Origin of the sequence: Flavobacterium urumqiense (genome assembly GCF_900108015.1) — a bacterium.
Taxonomy (GTDB): Bacteria; Bacteroidota; Bacteroidia; order Flavobacteriales; family Flavobacteriaceae; genus Flavobacterium; species Flavobacterium urumqiense.
In genome coordinates, this window is record NZ_FNVP01000006.1 from 1 (window position 1) to 11,691 (window position 11,691).

An 11,691-nucleotide genomic window follows, 5' to 3' on the forward strand; every position below is an offset into this window, starting at 1 on the left:
GATAAACTTTTTTAGGTTTATTTATTTGACGCTTATCGTATTTTCGCTGAGCTAATTCAGAACTGTATTTACCACTGCGTAAATCGCAATTGCGTTTTAATTCAAGTGTTATAACAGATTTGTCCTTATTTATAAGAATTGCTATTTCACTTTTATTGTAGTTTTGATCTAATAATACACCGATTGTGCATCTTTGTTCGCTGGTTAAGTGGCTCATTATTTACAACTTTGGTCAGGAGCAAATAAAGAACATTTATTCCATTCGAGAGAGAGGGCTTTTTAAAAGTCCTTTCTTTTGAAAAAATGTCTTTATCTCCCCCCTAAAAGTTGCATTAATTAGTTGAATCTAGTAATATGATAAATATCATTTTAAATAATTAGTAGTAGTTTTACTTTTGATAGATGATAAATGTCGTTCCCATGAAAAATTCTCTAATTCAAAAGTACAATGTTCCGGGCCCTAGATATACTAGTTATCCCACTGTTCCTTACTGGGATGAAACTGATTTTTCGCATGAAAACTGGACTGAAACTTTAAAAAAATCATTTTCCTCCAGCAATACTTCAGAAGGAATAAGTCTTTATATTCACTTACCTTTTTGCGAAAGCTTGTGTACTTTCTGCGGATGCAATAAACGTATCACAAAAAATCATACCGCAGAAAATCCATACATACAAGCGGTTTTGAAAGAATGGACTATCTACTGTAAAATTCTTGACGAAAAACCAACAATAAAGGAAATTCATTTGGGTGGAGGAACACCTACTTTTTTTTCTCCAAAGAATTTAGAAGATTTGATTAATGGGATTTTAAGTCATGCTAATAAAGCTACCGATTATGAATTTAGTTTTGAAGGCCATCCCAATAATACGACACATGAACATTTACAAAAACTTTATGATTTAGGTTTCAGAAGAGTGAGCTTTGGCGTCCAGGATTACTCCGAGAAAGTACAAAAAGCAATTCATAGAGAACAGCCTTTTCACAATGTAGCTAAAGTTACCTTTTGGGCAAGGGAAATTGGGTATACTTCGATTGGTCATGATATCATTTTTGGATTACCTTTTCAGGAAATTGAAGATATTATCGATACTATTGAAAAAACAAAATCTTTGCAGCCCGATAGATTGGCGTTTTATAGTTATGCGCATGTTCCTTGGATAAAAGGTAATGGACAACGCGGATTTAATGATCAAGATATTCCAAAAGATGATAAAAAGAGATTACTTTATGAAACAGGCAAAAAATTATTATATGAAAATGGATATTATGAAATAGGAATGGATCATTTTGCATTGGAAACTGATAGTTTATACAAAGCCTTTCAAAATGAAAAACTACACCGCAATTTCATGGGATACAGCTCCTCAAAAACTAAATTGATGATTGGTTTGGGAGTTTCTTCAATAAGCGACAGTTGGCTTAGTTTTGCTCAAAATGTCAAGAATTTGGAAGATTACTACCAGATTTTAGAATGGGGAAAACTACCTGTTTACAGAGGACATTTACTAACCGATGAAGATCTTATTATTAGAAAACATATTCTGAATTTAATGTGCCAATTTCAAACTTCTTGGGGAAATGATGAAACTTATTTTGAAGAGATTCCAGAAATTTTAATTCAGTTAAAAGAAATGGAAAAAGATGGACTTCTTATCATTACAGACAATATGATCCAAGTTACTGACGCAGGAAAACCCTATGTAAGAAATATTTGTATGGCATTTGACCTGCGTTTAAAACGAAAAGCACCGGAAACTGAACTGTTCTCCATGACAATTTAATGAACACGCATAAATCAGAAAAACACGCTTTAAGGCGTGTTTTTCTGATTTAACATCAAAGTTAATTATTTTGTTTTGTGGAAAATAAAATGAGGATTTTCAACTTTCGTAAAATGGATTTTTTTAGAATCTTTCCCGGTTTACTTTTTAATTTAAGTTAAAACACAGCAAATAAAATTTAATGACAATTGGGATTTTGTTGCACAAACAAACTCATATTTGAAGGAGATACGTAAGGAATACCTAATCCTAGACCCCTTAAAATAAATAACACACCAATTATAACTGCAACGTAAGGAATTGCTTTTTGAATTTTATTTCGGATGGGAATCGTTATAAAAGAATTTAAATAAACTACACTGCTCATCAATGGAACGGTGCCTAATCCAAATAAAACCATGTACAAAACACCAAAACCAGCACTTTGCATCGCGATAGCACCAAATAAAGCAACATAAACCATTCCGCAAGGCAAAAATCCATTGAGTAAACCTATTGTAAACAGCGATTTGTAATTTTTATTTTTAAACTGACTTCCCAGCTTTGTTTTAATTTTGGAAATCAAATTAAAAACAGGTTTTGAAAAATTGTATTTTGCAAAAGTTCTCTCTGGTATTAAAATTACTAAAATCATTGCGATTCCAATGAATATAGATAATTTTTGTTGTAAGCCCGCTAGAAAAAAACCTTTGCCTAATAAGCCAAAAACCAAACCAATAGTAGCATAAGCAGACAATCTTCCCAAATGATACGTAAAAATTTGAGTAGCTTTCTTCGTTGGATTGTTTCGATCCACAGGTAACATCATAGCAATTGGACCGCACATTCCTATGCAGTGCAAACTACTAATCAAGCCAAAGATGAAAGCAGAATATAACATTTAGATTGCCGATTTTAGATTGTAGATTGTAGATTGTAGATTTTAGATTGCAGATTTAAAATCTGTAATCTAAGATCTTTTAATTTATATAAATCGTTTCCTTGGTTAAATATGATTTACCCTCATATTGCCATTCCATATTAATGTCCCATTGACCGCCTACCAGACTTTTTTTAGGTATGAGCAAAGTAGGATTAGATAATGAAATTTGAACTTCAAAATCTAATTTTTTGTTAGACGGTCTATATAAGGACACATTTCCTTTTATTTTATTTGGAACAAATATATTAGGAAATACTATTGTAATTCCTTCTTGAGCATTTGAAATTATTGGCTTTTGAGCCAAATCATGTGCGTTTTGAATTCGAACCATTTCATCACCAAAATGAACATCATGTTTGTAATATTCGTCTACAACCAACTCATTATCATATTTTGAATCCGACTGAACTTTGAAAACAAAGTATAAAATAAAGGTCATAAATAATGCAAAAGCAATCACGATTCCCGTTCCCCAATTAATTTTCATGTCTTTTATTTTAATATTTTAAACCCAAAACTGATGGAATTATTCAAAGCTTCTTGGACTTAAAAAATTAGTTGTACTGGTTTCAATTTTTTTAGCACCGTTATAAACTTCAATTTTTAATTTAGTCTTGTCGCTGTCTAATAAATTCTGATTGATTTCAATAAATAAAGTTCCTCCGTTCATCCCTTGTTTTGGTACTTTTAGATCTTGTTTTCCTACAACTTTCAAAGTTCCTTTGATGCCGACTAATTTAAAGTGAATAGCATTAAGATCATCGTTGGTTTTATTTATAATCTTAAAAGTGTAAATATTACTGATGTTATCGCCTTTGTGTTGGAATAATTGGCCTGGGAGACGCAAAATACTCGCCTCTACATCTGTTCTCAAAAACAATAATCCTATTAAAATTCCTGTCAAAATTAGCAATATGGCCGAATAGCCTTTCATTCTTGGCGTGAATTTGAACTTTGATTTTTTCTCAATTTCATCCTCAGAAGCATAGCGAATTAACCCTTTTGGCAATCCAACATTGACCATTATAGTATCACATTCATCAATACAGGCGGTACAATTTACACATTCCAGTTGAACTCCGTTACGAATGTCAATTCCTGTTGGACAGACGTTCACACATTGTTTACAATCAATACAATCTCCTTTTCCTGATGCGGCTCTATCTTCCTGTTTATTGAATTTAGCTCTTCCCAATTCTTTTTCACCGCGTACAAAATCATAAGCAACATTTATCGATTTATCATCTAATAAAACGCCTTGTAACCTTCCGTAAGGACAGGCTATAATACAAACCTGTTCTCTAAACCAAGCAAAAATAAAATAGAAAACACCTGTGAAAATCAATAACGAAACTAATGTACTTACATGATTTTCAGGTCCTTCTTCAATCATTAAAAACAATTTATCACTACTGATAAGATACGCGAGAAAAACATTGGCGATAAAAAAAGAAATTATTAAAAATACAGTCCATTTTAAGGCCTTCTTTCTAATTTTCTCCGCATTCCACTCTTGTTTTTCTAAACGAATTTGGGCACCCCGATCGCCTTCAATCCAATATTCAATTCTGCGGAAAACCATTTCCAAAAATATGGTTTGTGGGCAAATCCATCCACAAAATATTCGTCCAAAAATTACCGTAAAGAGGATGACGAAAACTACGCCAATAATCATAAACAAAACGAACAGGTAAAAATCCTGAGGCCAAAATGGAAATCCAAATATATTAAATCGTCGTTCCAAAATGTTAAACATCATGAATTGATTGCCATTGATCTTTATAAAAGGATTAGCAATAAGAACAATCAACAAAAAGTAGCTGACCCACTTTCTGTACTCATAAAATTTACCTGAAGGCTTTTTAGGGAAAATAAATTTTCGATTTCCTTCTTCATCAATTGTTCCGATCGTATCTCTAAAAGCTTCGTCTGGTAATTTTGACATTTTATTTTTATTTAAATATTTAATCTCAAAATGGCAAAGTCAAAGTTATATAAACAATGAAAATGAAATTTTGAGATTAATCTAATTTTTTATTTTTTTGGAGCAGTTTCATCAACCCAAACCTCACCATCTGGTGCTTTTGGATCTATAGGATTGCTTCCTTTTAGAGACAGAACGTAACTGGCAACCTTTTGCATTTCTTTTGGTTTCAAAGTCCCTTTCCACGATATCATCCCTTTTCCGTCGCGTCCTCCATTTACAAGAGTATGAAATACATTTTTTATTCCTCCTCCCAAAATCCAATTCTCATCAGTTAGATTTGGTCCAATTTGACCTCCGGCATCTGCTCTATGACAAGCGGCACAATTGGTCGCGAAAATTTCTTTCCCTGCTGCTAAATCAGTCGGTTCAGTTAACAAAGTCACTGTTTTTTCGTCCATCATATCTGGAGCAGTTTTCATATATTCTGCTACTTCAATTTTGGCTTGAGCCAATTCATTTTTAAGTTCGGTTTCCTGATTATCGGCGCCTAATATTTCATAACGCACCATATAAACTACACCAAAAATAATACCCGCATAGAATAAATAAACCCACCACGGTGGTAAATTATTATCCAACTCTTTGATACCATCATAATCATGATCTAATAATAGTAAGCCTTCATTTTCGATTGGTTCGGATTTAGTCAAACTTTTTATCAGTTTTTTGTACCATTCGCTATCTTGAAAACTTAAGCTATTAACTTCATTTAATTTGGCTTTCTGATCTTCTGTTAAAAGATGATATGTGATATTATCCACAGCGCTTAAGGTAATTTCTATCGCTATCAAAAGGAAAAGAAATACGAATAGAAAAACAGAAACCATTGGGAATTTTATGAAAGCGGGTCTGTTACCAGAGTCTATAAAATATTCCATCGCTGCAAAGACAGCAAAGAAAATAAGTGGGACTCTAACGTATGCTGGAATTAATTTTTTCATTTTCTAGATTTTAAAAAATTATACTGTTTGATTGTCGTTCAATGGAATTTGACTCATTTCATTGATTTTCTCTTTTTTATAGGAGAAAACCCAGAAGCCAAGCCCTACAAAAAAAATAAAGAAAATTAATAAAGATAAGATTGGATAAATCGAAACTCCCTCGATAGTTTCCATATTGTGTTTTATTTGTTCAAACATGACTTTAATTTTTTGCTAAATCTTTTACTTTAATATCAGTTCCAAGTCTTTGAATGTAGGCAATTAATGCAACGATTTCTCTTTCATTCATTGGAACGAATTTCTCTCCTCTTGCCTCTGCTTTTTTCTTACTGTCATTATAACTTTTTACAAAGTCAGGATCATTTTTCAAATTCTCTTCAATTTTCAATGCCTGAGCTCTCAAATCAGTAAGACCATTTGCAACTTGAGCGGCAGTATAAGGAACCCCAAGTGTGACCATGGCTTCCATTTTCTTTTGAGTTAAAGAAATATCCATTGGTTTATTATCAAACAACCACTTGTAACCGGGCATAATAGAACCTGCAGATATACTTTGAGGATTCCAAAAGTGGTTGAAATGCCAATTGTCATTGTATTTCCCTCCTACTCTTTGTAAATCCGGACCAGTACGTTTTGATCCCCAAAGAAATGGATGATCATAAACAAATTCTCCTGCTTTAGCTTGTGGACCATATCGTTCTACTTCACTACGGAAAGGACGAACTGATTGAGAGTGACAACCTACACAACCTTCACGAATATATAAATCACGTCCTTCTAATTCTAGAGGCGAATACGGTTTCACACTTGCAATTGTGGGAATATTCGATTTTACCATAATGGTAGGTACAATTTGTATAACTCCTCCAATTAAAATAGCAACTGTTGCCAAAATAGTTAATTGAATAGGTTTTCTTTCTAACCAAGGATGAAATTTTTCTCCCTGAATTCTTCCAGAACTGATTTTCAATAATGCTGGCGCTTCGGCTAATTCATCTACTATTGGAGAACCTACTCTTATTGTTTGAACGATGTTATACACTAATGTCAACATTCCGATTAGATAAAGTGTACCGCCAATAGCTCTCATCCAATACATCGGCATGATTTGAGTTACTGTTTCCAGGAAGTTACCGTAAGTTAAAGTTCCGTCTGGGTTAAACTGTTTCCACATAGAAGCTTGTAAAAACCCAGCAACATACATTGGAATTGTATATAAAATAATCCCTAAAGTACCTATCCAAAAGTGAAAGTTAGCCAGTTTAAGAGAATACAAAGTACTTTTAGTCATTCTTGGAATTAACCAATAAATCATACCAAAAGTCATAAATCCGTTCCAGGCTAATGCACCTACGTGAACGTGTGCAATAATCCAATCCGTGTAATGCGCTATCGCATTAACATTTTTTAGCGATAACATTGGACCTTCAAAAGTAGCCATTCCGTAACCTGTGATCGCTACCACGAAGAATTTTAAAACTGGATCTACACGTACTTTATCCCAAACTCCTCTCAAAGTTAAAAGTCCATTTATCATACCACCCCAAGATGGCGCAATCAACATTAATGAAAAGGCAACACCTAAATTTTGCGCCCAGTTAGGCAAGGCAGAATATAATAAATGGTGTGGTCCTGCCCAGATATAAATAAAAATTAAGGACCAAAAGTGAACGATTGATAATCTATAAGAATACACCGGACGATTTGCTGCTTTAGGAACAAAGTAATACATCAATCCTAAAAAAGGAGTAGTTAAGAAAAATGCAACCGCATTATGTCCGTACCACCATTGCACTAAAGCATCTTGAACTCCTGCGTAAACAGAATAACTTTTCATTGCAGAAACAGGCAATTCTAGATTATTAAAAATATGCAAAACAGCTATGGTAACAAAGGTTGCCAAATAAAACCAGATCGCAACATACAAGTGTCGTTCTCTTCTTTTTATAAGTGTTCCAATCATGTTGATACCCATCACTACCCATATTATGGCAATTGCAATATCTATTGGCCACTCTAATTCGGCATATTCTTTTGAAGAACTATAACCCAATGGTAAGGTGATTGCTGCAGCTACAATAATTAACTGCCAACCCCAAAAATGAATATTACTTAAAATATCGCTAAACATTCGTGCCTTAAGCAATCGTTGCATAGAATAATACATTCCTGCAAAAAAAGCATTTCCTACAAAAGCAAAAATAACTGCGTTAGTATGTAAAGGTCTCAATCTTCCATAACTTAACCACGGAATTCCGTCTGTTAGGTTAGGAAAAAGGAACATGATGGCCAATGTAAGACCTACTAGCATTCCTACTACGCCAAAAAGGATCGTGGCGTAAATGAATTTCTTTACAATTTTGTTATCATAATAAAACTGCTGCATTTCCATAATTAAATTTGTTTTTCTTCTTTTGTTTGTATTGGTTTTGGGTTTTCAATTTTGAGCTCATCATCAAAAAGCATTCTAACTGATGGCGTATAATCATCGTCATATTGACCTGTTTTTACTGCTCTTATAAAAGCGATAAAAAAGCCGATAGCAACTACTATACTGATGGAAATTAATAAATAAATGACACTCATATCTTAATTGTGTTTACAAAGTTACTGCGACGTTCTCCCGTTTAATATGACATTTGTCATACTTTCTAAGTTTGCCAAATGTATGTGAAAAAAATCATAAAAGGTTTTATAATATTATTTTTTATTTGCATAGTAACTGCTCATAACCGTAACAAAACTAACTATAGTTACAGTACTTAAAGGCATAATAATAGCAGCAACCAAAGGCAATAAATTTCCTGTTATTGCAAATGACAATCCAACTACGTTGTACAATAAAGACAAGGTGAAACTCATTTTAATTGTCGTAATAGAATTCTTAGATAATTTCAAAAAATAGTCCAATTTTTGAAACTCATTGGCATCTAAAATAGCATCACAAGCCGGCGAAAAAACATTTACATTCTCAGAAATAGAAATCCCAACATTACTTTGTGCCAAAGCTCCAGCGTCATTCAATCCATCGCCCACCATCATTACGTTTCTGCCTTGTTCTTGTAAATTCTTGATAAATTCTAATTTTTGTTCTGGTTTTTGATTAAAAATTAATTCCGTGCCTTTCGGCAAAAGTTTTACTAGCGTTGCCCTTTCTCCTTCATTATCGCCAGACAAAACTTTTATTTGATACTTGTTGTTTAAATTCTTAAAAAGCGCCGCTAATCCTTCTCTATATTGATTATTAAAAATATATTTTCCGTAATAAATTCCGTTAATCTTAATATGAACCGAAGTCTGCTGAATGCTATTATCTTCAGATTTTTCTACAAATGATGCAGAACCAATTTGAATTTGGTATCCAAAAATTTGTGCTTGAATCCCTTTTCCTGTAATTTCTTCAAAAGCATCAACTTTTAATTTTTTAGTTTCCTCTGCCGATTTGTTTTGCAAGATTACAACAGGTAAATAATCATATAACATTCTGCTCAACGGATGATTTGAAGCCCGAAGTACATTTTTAATCAACAGCAAATTTTCATCTGAAAGAATAACTCCTTCATAAGATATATTCGATTTTTTATTGGTGGTAATTGTTCCCGTTTTGTCGAAAACAATAGTATCAACTTTCGCCAATTGCTCAATAACCAAAGCATTTTTGAGATAAAATTTCTGTTTTCCTAAAATTCGCAATACATTTCCAAAAGTAAATGGAGCGGTTAATGCCAATGCACAAGGACAAGCAACAATCAGTACCGCCGTAAACACATTGAAAGCGATATTGGTATCTATAAAAATCCAATATCCAAAACCTGAAAAGGCAATTAATAAAAGAATAGGAGTAAAATATCGAGAAATTTTATCTGTTATCGTTTTGTGCTTTTGCTCGACATTTTTTTGAAAAACATCATTACTCCATAACTGTGTCAGATAGCTTTGTGAAACGGAATGTAATACTTCCATTTCTATCACTTTACCCATTTGTTTTCCTCCTGCAAATACTTTATCACCAGAATGTTTGGTAATGGGAATTGCTTCCCCAGTGACAAAACTATAATCAATCTCCGCTTTTTCTGAAATTAAAATACCGTCAACAGGAATTAGTTCTTGGTTTCTGATCAATAATCGGTCACCTTTTTCAACTTCATAAATTGGAACACTTTCTTCTGAAGCATCTAAATTGATTTTGGTAATGGCTATTGGAAAATAGGATTTAAAATCTCTTTCGAAACTCAAAAAACTATAGGTTTTAATCTGAAACATTTTGCCAAGAAGCATAAAGAAAATCAGACCACAAAGGCTGTCAAAAAAACCAGAACCGTAATCCATCACGATATCAACCGTGCTTCGCACAAACATCACAATAATTCCCAAAGCGATTGGGATATCGATATTGAGCATTTTAGATTTGATACTTTTATAAGCCGAAACATAATAACCACTAGCCGAATAGAAGAAACTTGGTAACGACAAAACAAAAATCAACCAACGGAAAAAACCGCGGTACTGATCTAGCCAGAATTCTTTAACTTCGAAATATTCAGGAAATGAAAGCAGCATGATGTTTCCGAAACAAAAAAATGCAACACCAAGTTTATAAGTCAAACTTCTATCTACATTGTTTTTACCCGTTTCATAGTTTTCTAAACTAATATAAGGCTCGTATCCAATGGAACTTAACAAGTAAACAATCGTCTTTAGTGAAACCGTTTCTGGATTGTAAGTGATTCGAACTGTCTTTTCAGGGAAATTAACCTGCGAAGTGCTTATTCCTTTTTGAAGACGTTGTAAATTTTCCAAAATCCAAATACACGAGCTACAATGTATATGTGGAATATTAAGTGAAATAATAGCGGTTGAATTCTCTTGAAATTCCAAAAGTTTTGAAACGATACTTTCATTGTCTAAAAAATCATATTTACCATTAATGTCTTGGGGTGTTGCTCCAGGTGATTTTTCAAAATCATAATAGCAAGTCATATCATTAAGACTGAAAATTTCGTAAACGGTCTTACAACCATTGCAACAAAATTCCTTTTCATCAAAAATAATTTCTTCTGCTTTTATAATATTCAAACCACAATGGAAACAGTTTTGTCTGTCCATAAATCTTTGCTCATTTTACCTACAACAAAGGTCGTAAATAGAATAAGTTAAAAATATGACATTTGTCATATAAATGGTTAAATTTGTCGGGTTAATATATCCCCTTTTTATTATGAGTAAATGTGAACAATGTATTGTTAGAGAATTCAGTTCTTTGAAAGCGCTTTCGAAAAATGAATTAGTTCATCTTTCTGATTGTAAAACATCTCACACTATAAAAAAGGGTGAAGTTATTTTTGAGGAAGGTGAAAATGTAAATGGAATTTATTGCATAAAAGATGGTGTGTGCAAACTAACCAAATTGAGTCCAAATGGTAAAGATCACATCGTTAAACTAGTTACAAAAGGAGAATTATTAGGACAACGCTCGATGATTAGTGAAGAACCGGTGAATTTGAGTGCTGTTGCACTAGAAGATATGGAGGTTTGTTTTATTCCAAAAAGTGAAGTGATGGGTTTCTTTGATAAGAACAATCAGTTTTCGATGAATGTGATGAAAACAATTTGCGGAGATCTGAAAGAAGCAGATGATCATATGGTCAATTTGGCCCAAAAAACAGTAAAAGAAAGATTAGCGGAAACGCTACTTTATTTGTACGATACCTTTGGAAAAAATGAAGACAATACATTAAAAATCCAACTTTCAAGAGATGAATTAGCCAGCATGATTGGCACTGCTACCGAAAGTTGTATTCGTTTGTTATCTGATTTCAAAAAATTAGGTTTGATTGAATTAACAGGCAAAAAAATCCTTTTGAAAGACATCAGTAAACTAAAAAAATTGGCTGAATAGGTATCAAATGACTCCCTATTTTAAATTAAGTTATAATTTCTTCGCTTCTTCCCAAAATTAAATTATTTGGAAATCATAGATTTCCAATTCCTATTTATTAGGAAGCCGCTTCGCTTCTTCCCAAAATTAAGTTATTTGGAAATCATAGATTTCCAAT

Annotated in this window: 11 protein-coding genes; 2 read left to right on the plus strand and 9 right to left on the minus strand. The window is 32.9% G+C overall.

Translation table 11 applies throughout. The features are described from left to right. Positions 1–217 (minus strand): helix-turn-helix domain-containing protein (locus tag C4S35_RS08460; RefSeq protein ID WP_146059529.1); only part of this gene is annotated, 217 nt, incomplete at its 3' end. Positions 218–420: 203 nt separating this feature from the next. On the opposite strand from C4S35_RS08460, the gene hemN reads away from it, so the two are divergent. Next, a complete protein-coding gene (hemN, locus tag C4S35_RS08465) occupies positions 421–1,785 on the plus strand; it encodes an oxygen-independent coproporphyrinogen III oxidase (RefSeq protein WP_103999926.1) in 1,365 nt (454 codons plus the stop codon). A gap of 178 nt (positions 1,786–1,963) precedes the next feature. On the opposite strand, the gene C4S35_RS08470 is transcribed toward hemN, so the two are convergent. The 8 genes from C4S35_RS08470 to C4S35_RS08505 all read right to left on the minus strand — a co-directional run bounded on the left by C4S35_RS08470 (position 1,964) and on the right by C4S35_RS08505 (position 10,741). Beyond that, positions 1,964–2,665 (minus strand): sulfite exporter TauE/SafE family protein, encoded by a 702-nt coding sequence (locus tag C4S35_RS08470; protein ID WP_103999770.1) that lies wholly within the window; start codon positions 2,663–2,665, stop codon positions 1,964–1,966. Positions 2,666–2,744: 79 nt separating this feature from the next. Then, complete coding sequence (locus C4S35_RS08475) at positions 2,745–3,194, minus strand: FixH family protein (RefSeq protein ID WP_103999771.1); 450 nt, start codon at positions 3,192–3,194, stop codon at positions 2,745–2,747. Positions 3,195–3,233: 39 nt separating this feature from the next. Beyond that, positions 3,234–4,652, minus strand: coding sequence for a cytochrome c oxidase accessory protein CcoG (ccoG, locus tag C4S35_RS08480; protein WP_103999772.1), 1,419 nt, complete (start codon positions 4,650–4,652; stop codon positions 3,234–3,236). Between the two features lie 89 nt (positions 4,653–4,741). Next, the gene (locus tag C4S35_RS08485; RefSeq protein ID WP_103999773.1) at positions 4,742–5,635 is read right to left on the minus strand and encodes a cbb3-type cytochrome c oxidase N-terminal domain-containing protein; all 894 of its coding nucleotides are present in this window, start codon (positions 5,633–5,635) and stop codon (positions 4,742–4,744) included. Positions 5,636–5,653: 18 nt separating this feature from the next. Beyond that, on the minus strand, positions 5,654–5,833 hold the full coding sequence (locus tag C4S35_RS08490) for a cbb3-type cytochrome oxidase subunit 3 (RefSeq protein WP_103999774.1): 180 nt from the start codon (positions 5,831–5,833) through the stop codon (positions 5,654–5,656). A 4-nt stretch (positions 5,834–5,837) separates the two neighbouring features. Continuing rightward, positions 5,838–8,027: a cytochrome-c oxidase, cbb3-type subunit I gene (gene ccoN / locus C4S35_RS08495; RefSeq protein WP_103999775.1), complete on the minus strand. Its 2,190-nt coding sequence runs from the start codon at positions 8,025–8,027 to the stop codon at positions 5,838–5,840. Positions 8,028–8,029: 2 nt separating this feature from the next. Continuing rightward, on the minus strand, positions 8,030–8,221 hold the full coding sequence (ccoS, locus tag C4S35_RS08500; RefSeq protein ID WP_103999776.1) for a cbb3-type cytochrome oxidase assembly protein CcoS: 192 nt from the start codon (positions 8,219–8,221) through the stop codon (positions 8,030–8,032). 114 nt (positions 8,222–8,335) lie between these two features. Further along, positions 8,336–10,741: a heavy metal translocating P-type ATPase gene (locus C4S35_RS08505; RefSeq protein ID WP_103999777.1), complete on the minus strand. Its 2,406-nt coding sequence runs from the start codon at positions 10,739–10,741 to the stop codon at positions 8,336–8,338. A gap of 112 nt (positions 10,742–10,853) precedes the next feature. Between C4S35_RS08505 and C4S35_RS08510 the strand changes: the two genes are divergently transcribed. Then, a complete protein-coding gene (locus C4S35_RS08510; RefSeq protein WP_103999778.1) occupies positions 10,854–11,534 on the plus strand; it encodes a Crp/Fnr family transcriptional regulator in 681 nt (226 codons plus the stop codon). The last annotated feature ends 157 nt before the right edge of the window (positions 11,535–11,691 follow it).